A 17,196-nucleotide genomic window follows, 5' to 3' on the forward strand; every position below is an offset into this window, starting at 1 on the left:
CAAGCGAAAACCTCCCTTTGATGCGATGGCGCGCCGCCGCTCGCGCGCCTAGGATGGTCGCCGACGGCGCACGGCGCGCCGCCATGCGAGCAAACAAGGAAAGGGAGGACGGATATGGACACTTCGATGGATCGTCGCGCGTTTCTGGGTTTGGCGGCCATGGGCACCTTGGCGGCAGGGGCGGGGCTCGCCGGCTGCGCGCCCCAGCAGGGCGGCGCGCCCGCACCGGCGGCTGCGGCGGCCGATGCGGCCGAGCCGGCCGAGCAGCAGGCGGTGGCGGGCGGCATTCCGCGCAAGGAGGGCTCGGAGAAGAAGGAGTGCGACGTCGCCATCGTGGGCGCGGGCGCGGCGGGCCTCATGGCCGGCCTCAAGCTGGCGCAGGCGGGCAAGCGCGTCGTCATCATCGAGCGCGCGCCTTCGGCCGCGATGTCGAACTTCAGCATGTGCGGCGGCCCCACCGCCTGCGAGACGAAGCTGCAGGAGCAGGAGGGCGCCACGGTCACCCTCGACACCATCTTCGGCTACATGAACGACTTCGCGCGCGGCAGCGTGAACGGCGCGCTTCTGCGCAACACGCTGGCGAACACGGGCGAGGCTATCAACACGATGCTCGACCTGGGCATTCCCATGCAGCTCATCCCCGACACCTACGGCGTGGGCTTCCGCGGCCGCCACATGTTCATGACGGGCGGCGAGGAGCGCGTGACCCCCATCGTGGGAGCCATCGAGGCTGCCGGCGGCGAGTTCCTGTTCGGAACGGCGGCGCAGAAGATCATCATGGAGGGCGGCGCGGCGGTCGGCGTGCAGACCGACAAGGGCGTCGACGTGATGGCCCCGAACGTCGTGGTGTGCTCGGGCGGCTTCCTCGGCAACGCGGAGATGCAGCTCGACCGCTTCAACACGAAGCTGTTCTCGCTCGGCAACACGCTCTCCGACGGCGCGGGCATCAACATGGTGCTCGATGCGGGCGGCGCGTGGGACCGCAACTTCGCGGTGCTCGGCAACGAGTGCGGCGCTGTCTCGGCCGCGACGACCGGCCGCCCCTTCACGGAGGACTGGCACAATGTGAACGAGCATTACGGGTACTGGCTGTTCGGCGGCCTGTACACCGACACCGCGGGCGAGCGCTTCATCAACGAGGAGAAGGTGGCGCAGTTCCCGCTGGCCGTGGGCGGCGAGGCGCTGCTGCGCGCCGGCAAGGCGTACTGCATCATGGACTCCGACTACTACGAGGCCGTGAAGGGCGACGGCATCTTCGCCTACCTCGGGCAACCGGCAAGCTGGGTGTCGGGCCCCATGGTCGACTTCTACAAGACCACGCCCGAGAACGCCGAGGCCCACTTGCAGCAGGCCATCGACGAGGGCTGGGCGCTCAAGGCCGAGAGCCTCTCCGAGATCGCCGAGAAGTACGGGCTCGACAACCTCGAGGCCACGGTGGAGAAGTACAACGCGTACTGCGCCTCCGGGGTGGACGAGGACTTCGGCAAGTCGGCGCCGTTCCTCAAGCCCGTGGCCGCCGCGCCGTTCTACGTGTTCGAGTACGTGCCGAGCGCGTGGGGCACGAACGGCGGCGTGAAGGTTGACAGCCACCTGCGCGCCATGGATCAGGGCAACCACCCGATCCCCGGCCTGTACGTGGCCGGCGTCGACCAGGGCAGCGTCTACAGCATGCCCTACTACACCAACGAGGGCGCCTCGGTGGGCCTCGCGCTCGGCTCCGGCGTCTACGTGGCCAAGGAGATCGCCGGCGCGTAAGCGCTTCTCGGACAGCCCTTCCCTCTCCTCGGATCCCCGCCGCGTTCGCGCGGCGGGGATCCGTCTTGCGTTCTTCGTGTCGCAGCCCTCTACGCCGGCATCACCTTGGTGAACAGCTCGCGCAGGTCGGCCACGCTGGCCTCACGCGGGTTGCCGGGGGCGCAGGCGTCCTGCGCGGCCGACTTCGCCAGGAAGTCCAGGTCATCGGCCTTCATGGCCTCCACGGTGGTGGGGATTCCCACGTCGGTCGACAGCTTCCGCACGGCGTCGATGGCGGCCGCGCGGTACTCGGCCTCGTCCATGGCGTCCACACCCACAACGCCCATGGCGCGCGCGATCTCGCGGAACTTCTCGCCCGTCTCGGGCGCGTTGAACTCCATCACGATGGGCAGCATCATGGCGCAGGCCACGCCGTGCGGCGTGTCGTAGAGCGCGCCGAGCGTGTGCGCCATGGAGTGCGCGATGCCGAGCCCCACGTTGGAGAAGCCCATGCCCGCGATGTACTGCGCGAGCGCCATGCCCTCCATGCCGGCCTCCTCCTTGGCCACGGCGCCGCGCAGGTTGGCCGAAATCAGGCGGATGGCCTCCAGGTGGAACATGTCGGTCATGGCCCAGGCGCCCTTCGTGGTGTAGCCCTCGATGGCGTGCGTGAGCGCGTCCATGCCCGTGGCGGCCGCGAGACTCGCCGGCATCGACGCCATCATGTCGGGATCGACGATGGCCACCTCGGGGATGTCGTTCACGTCCACGCACACGAACTTGCGCGTGCGCTCGACGTCGGTTATCACGTAGTTGATGGTGACCTCGGCCGCGGTTCCGGCAGTGGTGGGCACGGCCACGGTGAACACGGCGTGGTTCTTCGTGTCGGCCACGCCCTCCAAGCTGCGCACGTCGGCGAACTCGGGGTTGTTCGCGATGATGCCCACGGCCTTCGCCGTGTCCATGGCCGAGCCGCCACCGATGGCCACGATGCAATCGGCCCCAGCCTGCTGATAAGCCTCCACGCCCGCCTGCACGTTCTCGATGGTGGGGTTGGGCTTCACGTCGGAGAACACCTCGTAGGCAATGCCGGCCGCGTCCAGCTCATCGGTGGCCTTGGCCGTCACGCCGAACTTCACGAGCGACGCGTCGGTGCACACGAGCGCCTTCTTGCAGCCACGTGCCGCAAGGATGCCCGGCAGCTCCTTGATGGCGCCCGACCCGTGGTGGGATACGGTGTTGAGAACGATGCGGTTGGCCATGACAGGTCCCCTTCCTCGAAGTTTCGACACCTTAAGGTTATCCGCTGAGTCGGCGATTTTGTCAAGCGCTGGAAGCCTCTTCAACTTCGTTCGGAAGGGGGTGCGGCATGCGCGACCTTTCCTGTTCTGTTTCCGCCGCGCCGCGTGATGATCTTCCCGCGTCATAAAAGGACTAGTCCAACTGAATTCGCTGGTGAGAATTGCGGCGGCCCCTGTCCCAAATGGGGACAGTCCCCATTTGGGACATATCATGTCATGTTGGCTCAGGTTCTGCGTTCTAGCTTTTCCATCGCATCCAGAAAAAGTCCAAGTCTTTCATAGTTTTTCCGGTTATACTAGAAATCTATCTACGACTGGATGGAGGCGCGTGATGATAGACCGGCCCTTGTACACCGAGGCTATTGCGCCGTACATTGACGCTCCTTTGGTGAAGGTTCTTTCCGGCGTGCGTCGCTCGGGAAAATCGACCATCTTGCTCATGGTCATGGAGATGCTCAGGAAGCGGGGAGTGCCGGAGAGCCGCATCGTGCGATACAGCTTCGATTCTCTGCGTTACGTCGATCTTCATACCGAGGCGGATTACTACCGCATGATCTCCCGGCGTCTGGGCGAAGAGTCGGGGAGGGTGTACCTGTTTCTCGACGAAGTGCAGGAGGTTCCTTCGTGGGAAAAAGTCCTGAACAGTTTGATGGTGGATTTCGATGTCGATCTGTACGTCACCGGCTCGAATTCGCGCTTGCTCGCTTCGGAGATATCGACCTACTTGACGGGGCGATACGTGAGCGTGCCGGTATACCCTCTGTCTTTTCGCGAGTTCCTGTCGTTCGAGCAGGATCGAGGCGTCACGCGTTCGGGCCGCGAGGCGTTTCCCGACTATCTTCGCAGAGGCGGATTCCCCCTCGTGAGCGCTAACGGCATGGGGGAGGATCAAGCTCATGCGGTCGTGGGGGACATTTACGCCTCGATCGTGCTCAAGGACATCGTCCAGCGTCACGACATTCGCAAAACCGAGCAGCTTGAGCGCATCGCGCGTTTCGCCTTGGAGAACGCGGGTAAGACGTTTTCGGCTAAATCGGTGTCGGACTACCTCAAAAGCCAGCAGCGCTCGATCAGCACGGAAACGGTGTACTCGTACCTTTCGTTCCTGGAGCAGGCGTTTCTCCTGTATCGGTGCCCTCGCTTCGACATTCGGGGCAAAGAGGTCCTGAAAACGCAGGAGAAATACTTCGTGGCCGATTCCGCGTTGAAGTACTCACAGCTTGGCTATTCGCCGACATCGGTGGCGTCGATGCTGGAGAACGTCGTGTACCTGGAGCTCCGGCGCCGCGGGTACGCAGTGTTCGTGGGCAAGCTGGGGTCAGCCGAGATCGACTTCGTTGCCGAAAGGCAAGGGGAAAAGCTGTACATCCAGGTTGCGCGTTCTCTGGAGCTCAAGGAGACGCGCGAGCGCGAGTACGGGAACCTCCTCGCCGTTCCCGACGGCTACCCCAAGTTCGCGGTGACCGCCGATGCCTCGTGGGAGGGGAACTACGAGGGCGTGCACACTATGCATGTGGCGGACTTCCTGCTTTCCGACGCATGGTGACGCCGAAGCAAAGCGGCCCCCGCTCAAGCAGGGGCCGCCGCATGGAATGGCGTAAATAGGGACGGTCCCCTTTTATGCCGAAGTGTCCCAAATGGGGACTGTCCCCGTTTGGGACACTTCGGGGAGGAAGTCGCTGGGGGAGATGGTGCAGGTACGGACGCCGTTCTTGAGCTTGATGCGGTCGATCTTGAGTTTGAGGGCGCCGGCGGTCTCGAGGTCGGTCGACGTGAAATATGACAGCACGAGGCGGCGGCCGGCCTTGCCGGCGAGGGCGTAGACGCGGCGGGTGTCGACGGCGTGCATCTTCTCCTGCTTGTCGAGCGGGGTGACCGCGGCGTCGAAGTAGTCGCGGCAGGGGATGAAGCCGTTCACGAACCCGGCCACAACCAGCACCTCGGGAGAGAGGCCGATCATGCAGTCGTAGGGGACGACGGCCACGGCCGCTTCGTCGCGCAGGGTGGGGAAGAGGAGCCGCTCGCGGGCGAGGCGCGCCATCTCCTGGGCGGTCTCGCCGCCCTCGCAGAGCTGGACGACGGCCGGCGGCACCGCGTCCGCGCCCGTCGCGCGCGCGAGCTCGTCGAGAAGCGCGCGTCCGGCCAGCCCTTGCGTCTGCTCGATGAGCGCGAGGCCCGCACGGTAGGCCTCGGCCACGCGCGCCGCGCCGATGACGCCCGCCGCTGCCTCCGGGTCGCTGGCCAGGCTCTCAAGGGCCTGCACCAGCCCCGTTCCAGCCTCCTCGGCGTAGGCGCGCAGGTTGGCGAAGGCGGCGCTGTTCACCAAGTAGTCGCCGTAGCCGCACCAGCAGCGCCAGGCCAGCGCGTCGTCCGGGTCGGCCGCCACCGCGAGTGCCGTCATGAGGCGCGCCGCCTGGCAGCGCTCGTTGTCGCGGATGTCGCCGCGGACGGGCTGCGCGTCCGGCAGCGCCTCGGCGGCCACGCCGCGCGCCGCGAGCGCCGCCACCACGTTCTTCGCCCACACGCCGTTCGGCACGGCCACCATCACGCGCGCGGCGTCCGCTCCTGCCGCGAGCTCGGTCGCCACCACGTCCGCCACCTGGGCGAACTCGGCCGCCGGGTTGACGGCCGCAAGCTCTTCCGCGCGGCCCTCGCGACGGCGCTCAGTCAGCTCCACCAGCTCGGCTTGCGGATGGCGCTCGACGAACTCGTCCAAGCCCGCCGCGTACGGGTAGGAGTCGAACGTCTCCACGCACGCGCCCGCGTCGCCCGCCACGGCGATGGACTCCGCCGCCGCCAGCTCGCACAAAAGCTGCGACGCGCGGCTCAGGCACTGCCAGTCGTCGGCCACCACGTGCGCGGCGCCGTGCGCGGCCCGTGCGCCCTCGTTCGCGCGCAGGAAGCGCACGGCCAGGTTCGCCGCCTCGGGCTCAACGATCGAGCGCGTGAGGGCCAGGTTCGCCTTCAGCAGCGCGTGCGTCTCGGCCTCCTCGCCGGGCAGCAGCCAGCCCTCGTCGTCGTCGGCCATCTCGGTCCACGAGCGGTGGAAGAACTTGAGCATCTCGCGCAGGCGCTTGGGGCGCAGCCCGCTCACCTTCATGTCCTCGAGCAGGAACTTTTCCTCGAAATCCGCCAGCAGGCGCGGCTCGCGGCCGGTCGCGTGCACGGCCGCCTCGTCGCCGAGCACCTCGAGCGCGAACGCGCGCGGCGTGCCCGCGCGCACCTCGCCGGCGGCTTCTCCCAGCGCTTCGCGCAGACGCGCGGCGAAGGCACGGGTCGCAGAGGGCGTGGCGCAGAACGCGCGCACGTCGGCCGGCGCGACGCCGCCGGACACCAGGTCGGCCACGCGCTGGACGAGCGCCTCGGTCTTACCGGTGCCGACGCCGCCGACGATGCGGGTCGCATGGAGCGTATCGGTTGCAGCAGTCATATCGTCGATCCTTCCTGTTCATTGCAGTTGAGCGGAAGCAGCACCCCTCCGATTTGGGGAGGGAGGGGGAAGGAGTGCTGCTTCCGGGCAGAAGGCGGCTCGTCCCCCAAAGCCCTTGCCAAGCCGCCTTTTGCCCGGAACCGCCCGGGGGCGGAATCCGGTGAGGCGGGCGGGTCGCATGCAGCCGCGGCCCGCCCGCCGGGAGGGGCGATCACGAGCGGGCGGCATCCACCTCGCTCGCCTCGAGCGCCGCTTCGGCCGCCACGCCGGTGCCATCAACCGGCAGTGCGACCGGCTCGGCGTCGCGGCCGCGCTTCTTCGGCAGCAGCGGCATGGTGATGGCGCTCGCGGGGCACGCGTCCACGCACGCGCGGCACTTCGTGCACTCGCTCCACGCGGCCTCGGAGAGCTGCGGATGGCGCGGGTCGATGCCCTCGCCGCACGCGCTTCCGCACAGGCCGCACGTGGCGCCCTTCGACGTTTCGAGGCACTTCGAGTCGTCGATGACGGGCACGAACGTCTTGTTCGCCTTGGCGATGAGGCTCATGAACGCCGAGAGCGGGCACAGCTTGTGGCACCACTTCCTAAACAACAGCACCTCGGCGGCCAGAAGCGCCGGCACCACGATGATGGACCAGGTCACGTCGCCGTGCGCGAACAGGTTGATGACCAGCAGGATGGTGGCGAAGGTGAGGCCGATGGGGCACACGAGGCAGAACACCGGGAACCCGAACACAGCCGTTGAGAGCAGCGCGCCGCCCAGCACGAAGTGGCGCGCGTCGGGGGCCGCGCCGCGCTTGGACGCGCACGAGGCGCAGCCGCCCTCGCCGCCCTTCGAGCACGACGTCTTGAGCGCGGCGGCCTCGGAGGCGGAAAGCGGCTCGATCGCGCCCCCCTCTCCCTGCGCCTCCTCGGGCGTGCGCTTCGCGAACAGCCCGCGCAGCTTCTGCACGAGGGGCACGGGGCACATCCACCCGCAGAACGCGCGGGCGAACACCACGATGAGCAGCACCATGATCACGAGCGACACCACGGCGCGCGGCACCATCATCTTGGAAGCGAGCATCGTTCCCAAAGCGCCGAGCGGGCACAGGATGGAGATGTCCCAGATGCCCGGTGCCGACACGGTGCCGATGCCAAGGTTCGTGATGAAGCCCACCGTGACGATGAGCACGACGGCGGTCGCGGTGATGGTCCGCAGCGTTTTGGAGTTAATCTTCTTCATCGTCGCCACCTTACCCTTCCACCGCGTCGAGCGGCTGCACGACGATGGCGCGCGCCGTGGCACCGGACGAGATGGACCCGTTCTGCAGCGACACGCACACGCTCTCGCACGCGCCGCAGCCGTTGCACGTGTCGTAAATCACCACGGGGCGGTTGTTCTCGTCCAGCTCCATGGCCTCGTAGGGGCAGGCGTCGTAGCAGAACCGGCAGCCGATCAGCTTGTACGCCAGGCACCAGTCCTCGTTGATGACGGCCTTGCCGATGATGGTGTTCTCGGCGGTGGCGTCCTCGGGCAGCTTCAGCGCCTCGGTGGGGCAGGCCTTCACGCACAGGGGCTCGCCGCCGTTCTCGTCGGCGCACCAGTCGCACCAGTCGGCCGAGAAGTCGAACGTGGGCGTGCGCATGTTCACCACGCCGTCCTCGAGGTGCGCGGGCGCGATGACGTCGCGCGGGCAGATCTCGTAGCACTTCTCGCAGCGGATGCACGCCGACACCAGGCGCTCCTCGTCCTGGCCGCCCGGCGGCCGGATGATCGACTGCGACCCGACGTACTTGAGCCCGCCGAGCCCCAGCATCACCGCCGCGCCGCCCACGCCCAAACACAGGGTGCGCCGCGTCATGCCGGCGTAGGTCTTCTCCTCGGTTCGCTTCGCGTGGACGTCGGGCGAGTCCACGCGCTCTTCGTTGTTCTCCATCGCTCCTTCTTTCGCTTGCGCCCGGTCTTCGCAGCCCTCCCCAGCGCTGCTCCTCCCTTTACTCTTCTTCCGTCAGAACATCCTCGAGAAATGCCTGGTCGGTGGCCAGGAAGCCCTCCGTCAGGTGCGCGAGGCCCCGGTAGAGGTCCGTGCCGGCGAAGCGCTTCATGTCGGCGGTCATCATGGGCACCCAGGCGGCCAGGTGGTCGTCGAGGAAGTTCTTCTGCGTGGCGAGCAGGGCCGCGGCCTCGTCCTCGTCGCCGCGCTTGAGCGCCTCGACGGTGCGGCCGATGAGGATCTGCTCGAATTCCAGCTCGAGGGCGACGTGGTCCTCGCCCTCCTTCCAGCTGTCCTGCTTGTCCAGGCCCGCGCTGCGATAGATGGCCAGCACCTCGTCGCGCGCCTCCTGCATGAGCAGGCGCTTCTCGGACGTGTAGACGCTCTCGAAGGGGTAGGCGGCGCTGAAGGCGTCCACGCCGTGGCCGATGAACACGCGCACGTAGTCCACGGCCAGGTCGGTCACGCTGTTGTCCCAGGTGTTGCTCAGGTACTTCGCGAACAGGCGGTAGCCCTCGTCCACGTCCTTGTTGCCGGTGCTGGCGGGGAAGCGCATGCCGCGCAGCTCCTCGAGCAGGGGCTCGTCGATCTCGACGCGGAACAGGCGCGAGAGCAGGCCGTACGTGGCGGCGCGCTGCTCGTTGAGCTTGATGAAGTCGTCCATCGTCGCCTCGTCGGCGGCGGTTTCGGGGGCGGTGTTGGTATCGGCCATGGGTTACTCCTTCTCGGCGGGGGATTCGGGGGTTGCGGTGCCGGCGTCCGCATCGGCGGCGGGTTCGTCGGCCACGTCAGCGAGCATGTCGAGGCCCGCCTGGCCGATCTCGGTGATGATCCACGCCTTCTTCCAGGCCAGTGCGTCGCATTTCTCCAGCTTGTCGATGAAGTGCGGGGCGTAGAAGCGCGGCTTCTGCACGAGCGGGTCGTCGTCCACCGCGGCGTTGATGTCGGGGGTCTTCGCGCCGCCCTCGGCCGCGCACAGCGTGAGGATGCGCTTGTAGATCACCTGGTAGGCGGCGTCTTCTTCGAGCAGCGCGCGCAGGCGCTCAAGCGGCTTGTCGGCTTCGAGCGCGTCGCGGCCGGCCTCGGTGGCCACCCAGCAGATCTGCACAGGCTCGCGCGCCTCGAGGTACTCGACGCCGTCGACCACCACCACCTCGGGCTCCACCTCGATGTCCTCGGCGGGCTCGCCGTCGGGCGTGACGCGCGCGAGGGCCCCGGCGCGTTCGAGCAGCGTGCACAGGTTGGCGGCGGTGTAGACGGAGAAGTTGTTCTCCTGCAGCTCGTCGACGTGCGCGTTCACGTCGGCCACGGGCTGAGGGGCGTCGCAGTAGGCGAGGATGCCCAGCAGCACCTTGCGGCGCGGGGCCATGGCTTTGAGCAGGTCGGCGGTGCGCTCCTCGGCCGGACGCTCGTCGGCGGCGGGTGCGGCGGGGGCCTCGGCGGCCTCGCGAGCCAGCGCGTCCTCGGCCGGGCTCACCGTGGCGAGGAACTCGTCGGCTTGGCCTTCTTCGGCCTCGTCTTCGAAGTCCTCCAGTGGATCGAACTCGTCGTAATCGGGTTCAAGAGAGAGATTGAAATTCGTGGAATCGTGAGTCATGTTCCGCCCCTCGTCAGACGTTGCTTGCCAGTCTACGATGCGCACGGCATCGCGAACCTCACCCCTGAGGTTCCCACTTTTGCAAACAACGTCCGCATCGATCGCGCTCATGCGCTCTCGGGCGGACTCCCCACCAAGCATGATAGGGTGGCCGCCCCCGGGTGTCAAGGAGGAAAGTTGCAGTGTCTGAGCGGAAGCGGAGGCGGAAAAGAGCGATAAGCAGGGTCGAGTCGACTCAAATATCTCAAAGGCCGCGTTTGTCCATTCGCTGGCGCAAAGCCGGCACGGCTTCTCTGCTTGCGACGACCGTCGAATCCTCCGGATCGCTCGTTGAAAATCGCCTGCACGAGTTCTTTGAATTTCCGCTCGCTCATGACGAGCGGTACGGCGTTGTCGGTTGGCGTCGATTCTTTGGGCTTCTCCATGATGCCGCCCCTCGGGGCGCGCGATCCCTTCGTCTCCTGCTATTCTACAACGACAACTTCTACTGAACGGTGGTGCCGCCAATGCGCTTCGTGATCTCCCCAGCCAAGAAGATGAACGTGGTGGACGACGCCTTTGCGTGGCGCGAGCTGCCGCGGTTCGTCGACGACGCGGCGCGGCTGGCCGAGGCGGTGCGGACGCTTGCCTACAAAGAGGCGAAGGCGCTCTGGGGGTGCAGCGACGCGCTGGCCGAGCTCAACTTCGAGCGCTTCCGCACGATGGACGTGCGGGCCGAGGGCGCGCTCACGCCGGCTGTGCTGGCCTACGAGGGCATCCAGTACCAGCACCTTGCGCCGCAGGTGATGACGGCCCAGCAGCTCGACTACCTGCAGGAGCATCTGCGCATCCTGTCCGGCTTCTACGGTGTGCTGCGCCCGCTCGACGGCGTGGTGCCGTACCGGCTGGAGATGCAGGCGAAGCTGGCGGTGGGAGGCACGCGCGATCTGTACGGCTTCTGGGGCGACCGCCTGTGCCGCGCGCTCGCGGAGGAGACGAGCGTGGTGGTGAACCTGGCCTCCGTCGAGTACGCGAAAGCGGTTCTGCCGCATGCCGAGCGCTGCGGCGTTGAGGTGGTCACCTGCCTGTTCGGCACGATAGACGCGCGCGGCCGCCTCGTGCAGCGCTCGACCGCCGCGAAGGCCGCCCGCGGCTCGATGGTACGCTGGTGCGCCGAGAACGACGTGCGCCACGTCGACGACCTGCGCGCCTTCGACGTGCTCGGCCATGCTTTCGATGAAGGGCGCTCGACGGGGGAATGCCTCGTGTTCGTGAGAGCTTGAGCTCGTTCAAATTTCTTCCTTTTCTTCAAAAAGAACAAACAAATGTACGCATAATATGCTATACTGAATTGAAGAAATCAGCGACGTGCCGAAGGCACCGAGTAGTCCGTGTCGCTTCGCGGAAGGGGGAGGCGCGTGGATGTGCTCGATATCTCGCGGTATCAAGAGAATGATCGGCTGGAGGCCAAAGCGGCGGGGTTCAATCTGCCTCGGAGTCTTTGGGAAACGTACTCGGCGTTCGCCAACACCATGGGAGGGCTCATCTTGCTTGGGGTCGAGGAGCGGGGCCGGCGCTTAACCGTATCAGGCGTCTCCAATGTTGAGAAACTGCTCGACGACTTTTGGAACGCCGTCAACAATCCGCGCAAGGTGAGCGCCAACATCCTTGTCGACGACGACGTCGAGGCGGTGGAGCTCGAGGGTAAGCGCGTCATAGCGGTGAAGGTGCCGCGTGCGGATCGGCGACTCAAGCCGGTGTTCATCGACTACAATCCGCTTACCGGCACCTATCGGCGCAACCACACGGGCGACTACCACTGCACGTACGAGACGATTCGGGCGATGATGCGCGATGCGGCCGACGAGTCCATGGATAGCCGCGTGGTCGAGCATATGAAGATAGACGAACTGGACGAAGACACCCTGCGCCGCTACCGCAACCGGTACAAGCAGTTCAACGAGAACCATATCTGGTCGAACCTTCCCAACGACGAATTCCTGTGCCGCATCGGCGCCGCGTGCCGGACGGATGATGGCGTCGTGCGACCCACGGGCGCTGGAGTATTGATGTTCGGGCAGGATTGGCGCATAACGTCTGAGTTTCCGAATTACTTCCTCGACTACCGCGAGCAACGCGATCCCGCCTTGCGGTGGGAGGATCGTATCACGTCGCAAGGCGGGCAGTGGTCGGGCAACGCGTACGACTTTTACTTCCGCGTGTATCCGAAGCTTGCTCAGGCGTTGAAAGTGCCTTTCAAGCTGGAGGGGATATCGAGGATCGACGACACGCCTGCTCACAAGGCGTTGCGTGAGGCTCTGGTGAATTGCCTGACGAACTCCGACTATTATGGAAGACGCGGCCTCGTTGCGCTTTGGACGCCCGATAGGATCGAGCTTGCGAATCCAGGTGGTTTCCGAGTCGATGTCGACAAGGCACTTGTCGGAGGAGTGTCCGACCCTCGGAACGCGACCATGCTGAAAATATTCTCGTTCGTCGAAATCGGCGAGCGGGCGGGAAGCGGGCTTCCCAAAATACACGACGGTTGGACTTCGTGCGGGTACGAGCCGCCGAAGTACGAGGAGACGTTCGACCCCGACAGAACGACTCTCGCTTTGCCGCTTAAGAAGGAAAAGCAAGCGGCAAAAGCAAGCGGCAAAAACAAGCGGCAAAAACAAGCGGCAAAAACTGGCGGGATAACGCGCGCGAAGCAAGCGGAGATATTGAAGCTCCTAAGGATCGAGGGTGGTTTGGGAACCGGTGCCATAGCTGAACATCTCGATATGAGCACACCACGCACCCGAGCGATTCTCTCCGGAATGGTCGAGGGTGGCCTCATCGTTTCCGAAGGGCAGAGCCGCGCCCGTGTGTACCGATTGCCCGACGACGCCGGCGAATAACCTCCTGCGCGCTTGCCACACCTGCTACAATAGGCAATTACGATTCGCCCCGCTCGTCCAAGGAAAGACACCGCCATGAAACCTTACAACCCGCATGAGATCGAGCCCCGCTGGCAGAAAGCGTGGGCCGACGCTGACCTCAACAAAGTGACCGAGGACGCCTCCAAGCCGAAGCGCTACGTGCTCGAGATGTTCCCGTACCCCTCGGGCGACATCCACATGGGGCATGTGCGCAACTACTCCATCGGCGACGTCATCGCGCGCTACTCCAAGATGCGCGGCTTCGACGTGCTGCACCCCATGGGCTGGGACGCGTTCGGCCTGCCGGCGGAGAACGCGGCCATCAAGCACAACAGCCACCCCGCCGCCTGGACCTACGCCAACATCGACACGCAGAAGGCATCGTTCAAGCGCATGGGCTTCAGCTACGACTGGGACCGCACCGTGGTGGCGTGCGACCCCGAATACTACCGCTGGGGCCAGTGGATTTTCCTCCAGATGTGGAAGCGCGGCCTGGTGGAACGCCGCAACAGCCCGGTGAACTGGTGCCCCAACTGCGAGACCGTGCTCGCCAACGAGCAGGTGACGGAGGGCGAGTGCTGGCGCTGCCACGGCACGGTGGAGAAGCGCGACCTCACCCAGTGGTACCTCAAGATCACCGACTACGCGCAGGAGCTGCTGGACGACCTCGACCAGCTGGACGGCTGGCCCGAGCGCGTCAAGCAGATGCAGGCCAACTGGATCGGCCGCTCCGAGGGCGCGGAAGTCACGTTCACGCTGTGCGGGCCCGACGGCGAGGCGCCGGCCGAGCCGACCGAGGACGACCTCATCACCGTGTTCACCACGCGCCCAGACACCTTGTTCGGCTGCTCGTTCTTCCTGCTGGCGCCCGAGTACAAGGGCCTCATGGACCTCGTGGCCGGCACCGAGTACGAAGCCGGCGTGCGCGAGGTGGTGGAGGCCGCCGCCAAGGTGAGTGCCGTGGAGCGCGCGCAGGGCGACCGCGAGAAGCATGGCGCGTTCACCGGGCGCTACATGGTGAACCCCATAAACAACGAAAAGGTGCCCGTGTGGGTGGCCGACTACATCGTGAGCGACTACGGCACCGGCGCGGTCATGGCCGTGCCCTGCGGCGACCAGCGCGACTTCGAGTTCGCGCGCAAGTACGACCTGCCCATCATCCCCATCATCCTCGGTGAGGATGACCCGCTGTATCCCCAGCTCAACGGCGTTCAGGAGCGTCGCGTGACCACGGTTGACTGGGAGGCCGCCTACGACGCCGAGGGCATCCTCGTGCAGTCCGGCAAGTACACCGGCATGGTGGGCGGCAAGCACAGCCCGGCCGTGGACGCCATCATCGCCGACCTCGAAGCCGCCGGCAAGGGCCGCACGAAGGTGGAGTTCCGCCTGCGCGACTGGCTCATCAGCCGCCAGCGCTACTGGGGCAACCCCATCCCGGCCATCCACTGCCCGGAGTGCGGCCTGGTGCCCGTGCCCGAAAGCGACCTGCCGGTGCGCCTGCCCGAGGACATCGACCTGGCTGCGGGCGAGACGCTGGCCACGCACGAGGCGTTCGTGAACACCACCTGCCCCGTGTGCGGCGGCCCGGCCAAGCGCGAGACGGACACCATGGACACGTTCACGTGCTCCAGCTGGTACTACCTGCGCTACACCGACCCGCACAACGACGAGCTGCCCTTCGCGCCCGAGAAGGCGAACCGCTGGCTGCCGGTGGACCAGTACATCGGCGGCATCGAGCACGCCATCCTGCACCTCTTGTACAGCCGCTTCTTCACGAAGGTGCTGCGCGATCTGGGCATGGTGGACTTCGACGAGCCGTTCGCGAACCTTCTGTGCCAGGGCATGGTGAAGGACGAGCACGGCGAGACGATGAGCAAGTCGAAGGGCAACGTCATCGCCCCCGAGGACATGATCGCCGAGTACGGCGCGGACGCCGTACGCGCGTACATCCTGTTCATGGCCCCGCCCGACAAGGACCTCCTGTGGGACGAGGGGGGACTCGCCGGCATCTACAAGTTCATGAACCGTGCGTGGCGCATCGTGAACGACCTCGCCGGCAAGGCCGGCGACGAGACGCTCTACCAGCCGGGCGCGAGCGAGGCCGAGGGCGTCGAGGCGCTGAAGAAGCTCGTGCGCGAGCGGCACCGCGTGGCGGGCAAGGTGGTCGACGACTTCGACCGCAACAACTTCAACACCGCCATCGCCGCCATCATGGAGCTGTGCAACGCGGCGGCCGACTACCTGCGCAAGTGCTCGCCCGACGAGCGCGCGGCCTGCGAGGGCTCCCGCGCCATCGACCCCGAGGTGGCCGAGGTCATCGTGAAGCTCATGGCCCCCATCGCGCCGCACTGGGCCGAGGAGCTGTGGCACGATGTGCTGGGCCGCGAAGGCTCCGTGCACGTGCAGCCGTGGCCCGAGTTCGACCCCGAGCAAGCCAAGGCCGACGAGGTGGAGCTGGCCGTGCAGGTGAACGGCAAGGTGAAGGCCAAGATCATGGTGGCCGCCGACGCTGCGGAGGACGACGTGAAGGCCGCCGGCCTCGCCGCCGTGGAGAAGGCGCTCGAGGGCAAGGATGTGAAGAAGGTGGTCGTCGTCCCCGGCCGCCTGGTGAACATCGTCGCGAAGTAAGGAACGACGCACAGAGAGAGTCGAAACGGCCTGCGATCAGAAAAATCGCAGGCCGTCTTCGTTAGGCGGCGACGTTTTCGGTGATGGTGAACAGGGCTGGGAGGGACACCGCGCCTTTGCTTTCCCAGTAATCTCGGTAGAGCGCCTCGAAGTCGGTCACCGGTGCGATGGTGTACTTTTTCGTCTGCTTGGTGCCGTCTTCGAACGTGGCTGTCATCGTGAACGTCGACTGCGCTAGCTTGTCGGCGGCCTGGGCGAAGAGCATGGGCATGGACTGGTTGTTCAACTGCTCGATTTCTTCGTAGTCGTCGACGATCGCGTACTTATGCTTTTCCAATTCCAGCAGGTCGCCCTCAAGGGTTACCGGCACGAGCACCCGGCACTCGATGTCGCGCTCGTCGAGGTCCTGCTCGTCGTAGTCCACGGAGAACGTGGTGCTGTCCTCTATCGTGTAGCCCTCCTCCACGGCGGGATCGTCGTCGTCATAGACGCCGTGCGCGCGCAGGAACTGCTCTCCGTCGTACCATTCGAAGTAAAGCCCGTCTCCTTCGAGTTCGTAGACGATCGAGGCGATATTGTCGCCCGTGCAGGCCATGTCGAAATTGAAGGCCGCGATCCTCTGATCCTGAGTGCCGCCTGCACCCGAAGGGTGGAACGCGCCCAGGCTCAGCTCCACGGTCTTGCCGGGCTCTTGTTCGGGGTTCTCCGCCGCGTAGGCGGCGAGCGCGAAGAAGTTGCCGCCCGCCGGAGCGCTTGCCGTCGAATTCTCCGGGGCAGGTTCGAGTGCGCTCGTAAGAAGCCCCGAAATGTTCAGCCCCACTGTCACCGCGACGGCCAACGCCACCGCACATCCTCCGGCAGCAACCATGCGCGCCCGCTTGCGTCGCGGCCGTGCGGCAGCGCGCGGCTCCTCCGTGCGCCGGACCTCGCGCAGCACGGCGTCGTGCACGTGGCCGGGCAGCTCCACGCGACCCATCAGGTCGTTGTACTCACGCAGGTTCGACGGCTTCATGTCGGGCCTCCTCTTCCAGATCGAGCTTCAGGCGCTTGCGGGCGCGGTGCAAGCGGGTTCTCACGGTGGCGGGATTGCAGCGCGTCATGCGTGCCACTTCGTCGAGCGGGTACCCCTCGAAGTAGTGCAGGTGCACGATGAGGCGCATGCCATCGGGAAGGCGGCCGACGGCGTCCCACACATCGCTCTCCATGAGGCGCGCGGCGGGAGGCGTGCACGTCATCGCCCGCTCGAGGCCGGCATCCTCGGTGGGCACCACGCGGCGCGCCCATGCCGAGCGGCGCAGCTCGTTGCAGCGGTTGATGGTGGTGCGAATGAGCCACGCCTTCAAGTGCTCGTCGTCTTGGAAGGCCGTGCGGTCCTTGTGCAGGCGCAGGAACACGTCTTGGGCGACGTCGTCCGCGTCCTGCGGCGAGCGCGTCTGGTTGAGCGCGAGCCGGTACACCGTCGGCCCCCACTGCGCCATGGCGTGTTCGAGGAACGCCTCCGGCCGGGTATGTTCGTTCACGGGCATCATCCTCTCTGCACCATAACATGCGGCAGGCGAACGGAATGTTCCCGCGCCGCAAAGTTTTTCGGCCTACTTCGCCGCGCGATGCGCGGGAAGCGTTGCGCTAT

At 66.1% G+C, this 17,196-nt stretch carries 14 protein-coding genes; 5 read left to right on the forward strand and 9 right to left on the reverse strand.

Going from position 1 to position 17,196, the window contains the following annotated elements:
- The first annotated feature begins 114 nt into the window (after positions 1 to 114).
- Entirely contained in the window at positions 115 to 1,755 is a 1,641-nt protein-coding gene (locus FX134_RS11430; RefSeq protein ID WP_080801958.1) for an FAD-dependent oxidoreductase, read from the forward strand.
- Positions 1,756 to 1,844: 89 nt separating this feature from the next.
- Here FX134_RS11430 and fucO read toward each other — a convergent pair whose 3' ends face one another.
- On the reverse strand, positions 1,845 to 2,996 hold the full coding sequence (gene fucO, locus FX134_RS11435; protein ID WP_080801961.1) for a lactaldehyde reductase: 1,152 nt from the start codon (positions 2,994 to 2,996) through the stop codon (positions 1,845 to 1,847).
- 370 nt (positions 2,997 to 3,366) lie between these two features.
- Between fucO and FX134_RS11440 the strand changes: the two genes are divergently transcribed.
- Positions 3,367 to 4,581: an ATP-binding protein gene (locus FX134_RS11440; RefSeq protein ID WP_080801963.1), complete on the forward strand. Its 1,215-nt coding sequence runs from the start codon at positions 3,367 to 3,369 to the stop codon at positions 4,579 to 4,581.
- A 72-nt stretch (positions 4,582 to 4,653) separates the two neighbouring features.
- Here FX134_RS11440 and FX134_RS11445 read toward each other — a convergent pair whose 3' ends face one another.
- The 6 genes from FX134_RS11445 to FX134_RS11470 all read right to left on the reverse strand — a co-directional run bounded on the left by FX134_RS11445 (position 4,654) and on the right by FX134_RS11470 (position 10,463).
- Positions 4,654 to 6,465 carry a UvrD-helicase domain-containing protein gene (locus FX134_RS11445; RefSeq protein ID WP_080801966.1) on the reverse strand — a complete coding sequence of 604 codons (1,812 nt, stop codon included), beginning with the start codon at positions 6,463 to 6,465 and terminating at the stop codon, positions 4,654 to 4,656.
- Positions 6,466 to 6,676: 211 nt separating this feature from the next.
- Complete coding sequence (locus FX134_RS11450; RefSeq protein WP_080804024.1) at positions 6,677 to 7,690, reverse strand: 4Fe-4S binding protein; 1,014 nt, start codon at positions 7,688 to 7,690, stop codon at positions 6,677 to 6,679.
- Positions 7,691 to 7,700: 10 nt separating this feature from the next.
- Positions 7,701 to 8,384 (reverse strand): 4Fe-4S dicluster domain-containing protein, encoded by a 684-nt coding sequence (locus FX134_RS11455; RefSeq protein ID WP_080801969.1) that lies wholly within the window; start codon positions 8,382 to 8,384, stop codon positions 7,701 to 7,703.
- 58 nt (positions 8,385 to 8,442) lie between these two features.
- Positions 8,443 to 9,153: a TorD/DmsD family molecular chaperone gene (locus tag FX134_RS11460; RefSeq protein WP_080801971.1), complete on the reverse strand. Its 711-nt coding sequence runs from the start codon at positions 9,151 to 9,153 to the stop codon at positions 8,443 to 8,445.
- A gap of 3 nt (positions 9,154 to 9,156) precedes the next feature.
- The gene (locus tag FX134_RS14970) at positions 9,157 to 10,038 is read right to left on the reverse strand and encodes a hypothetical protein (protein WP_080801974.1); all 882 of its coding nucleotides are present in this window, start codon (positions 10,036 to 10,038) and stop codon (positions 9,157 to 9,159) included.
- Positions 10,039 to 10,202: 164 nt separating this feature from the next.
- Positions 10,203 to 10,463 (reverse strand): hypothetical protein, encoded by a 261-nt coding sequence (locus tag FX134_RS11470; RefSeq protein WP_143412191.1) that lies wholly within the window; start codon positions 10,461 to 10,463, stop codon positions 10,203 to 10,205.
- Positions 10,464 to 10,544: 81 nt separating this feature from the next.
- On the opposite strand from FX134_RS11470, the gene yaaA reads away from it, so the two are divergent.
- The 3 genes from yaaA (at position 10,545) to leuS (ending at position 15,566) form a co-directional block, all read left to right on the forward strand.
- Positions 10,545 to 11,300: a peroxide stress protein YaaA gene (gene yaaA / locus FX134_RS11475; RefSeq protein WP_080801977.1), complete on the forward strand. Its 756-nt coding sequence runs from the start codon at positions 10,545 to 10,547 to the stop codon at positions 11,298 to 11,300.
- 135 nt (positions 11,301 to 11,435) lie between these two features.
- Positions 11,436 to 12,917, forward strand: a complete 1,482-nt coding sequence (locus FX134_RS11480) for an RNA-binding domain-containing protein (protein WP_080801980.1) — start codon at positions 11,436 to 11,438, stop codon at positions 12,915 to 12,917.
- A gap of 75 nt (positions 12,918 to 12,992) precedes the next feature.
- Positions 12,993 to 15,566 (forward strand): leucine--tRNA ligase, encoded by a 2,574-nt coding sequence (gene leuS / locus FX134_RS11485; protein WP_080801983.1) that lies wholly within the window; start codon positions 12,993 to 12,995, stop codon positions 15,564 to 15,566.
- Positions 15,567 to 15,627: 61 nt separating this feature from the next.
- Here the strand turns inward: leuS and FX134_RS11490 are convergent, their stop codons facing one another.
- Both FX134_RS11490 and FX134_RS11495 read right to left on the reverse strand, forming a co-directional pair.
- Positions 15,628 to 16,578, reverse strand: coding sequence for a hypothetical protein (locus FX134_RS11490; protein ID WP_080801986.1), 951 nt, complete (start codon positions 16,576 to 16,578; stop codon positions 15,628 to 15,630).
- Positions 16,556 to 17,092 (reverse strand): RNA polymerase sigma factor, encoded by a 537-nt coding sequence (locus tag FX134_RS11495; protein ID WP_232050932.1) that lies wholly within the window; start codon positions 17,090 to 17,092, stop codon positions 16,556 to 16,558. The genes FX134_RS11490 and FX134_RS11495 overlap by 23 nt, the downstream gene beginning before the upstream one ends.
- Positions 17,093 to 17,196: the final 104 nt, after the last annotated feature.

The sequence above is a fragment of the Arabiibacter massiliensis genome (genome assembly GCF_902386925.1).
Taxonomy (GTDB): domain Bacteria; phylum Actinomycetota; class Coriobacteriia; order Coriobacteriales; family Eggerthellaceae; genus Arabiibacter; species Arabiibacter massiliensis.

Coding starts and splice junctions, on each gene's coding strand:
- FX134_RS14970 (WP_080801974.1), bottom strand. CDS start 10,038: ATGACTCACGATTCCACGAATTTCAATCTCTCTCTTGAACCCGATTAC.
- yaaA (WP_080801977.1), top strand. CDS start 10,545: ATGCGCTTCGTGATCTCCCCAGCCAAGAAGATGAACGTGGTGGACGAC.
- FX134_RS11470 (WP_143412191.1), bottom strand. CDS start 10,463: ATGGAGAAGCCCAAAGAATCGACGCCAACCGACAACGCCGTACCGCTC.
- FX134_RS11430 (WP_080801958.1), top strand. CDS start 115: ATGGACACTTCGATGGATCGTCGCGCGTTTCTGGGTTTGGCGGCCATG.
- FX134_RS11445 (WP_080801966.1), bottom strand. CDS start 6,465: ATGACTGCTGCAACCGATACGCTCCATGCGACCCGCATCGTCGGCGGC.
- FX134_RS11450 (WP_080804024.1), bottom strand. CDS start 7,690: ATGAAGAAGATTAACTCCAAAACGCTGCGGACCATCACCGCGACCGCC.
- FX134_RS11460 (WP_080801971.1), bottom strand. CDS start 9,153: ATGGCCGATACCAACACCGCCCCCGAAACCGCCGCCGACGAGGCGACG.
- FX134_RS11440 (WP_080801963.1), top strand. CDS start 3,367: ATGATAGACCGGCCCTTGTACACCGAGGCTATTGCGCCGTACATTGAC.
- FX134_RS11490 (WP_080801986.1), bottom strand. CDS start 16,578: ATGAAGCCGTCGAACCTGCGTGAGTACAACGACCTGATGGGTCGCGTG.
- fucO (WP_080801961.1), bottom strand. CDS start 2,996: ATGGCCAACCGCATCGTTCTCAACACCGTATCCCACCACGGGTCGGGC.
- FX134_RS11495 (WP_232050932.1), bottom strand. CDS start 17,092: ATGCCCGTGAACGAACATACCCGGCCGGAGGCGTTCCTCGAACACGCC.
- leuS (WP_080801983.1), top strand. CDS start 12,993: ATGAAACCTTACAACCCGCATGAGATCGAGCCCCGCTGGCAGAAAGCG.
- FX134_RS11455 (WP_080801969.1), bottom strand. CDS start 8,384: ATGGAGAACAACGAAGAGCGCGTGGACTCGCCCGACGTCCACGCGAAG.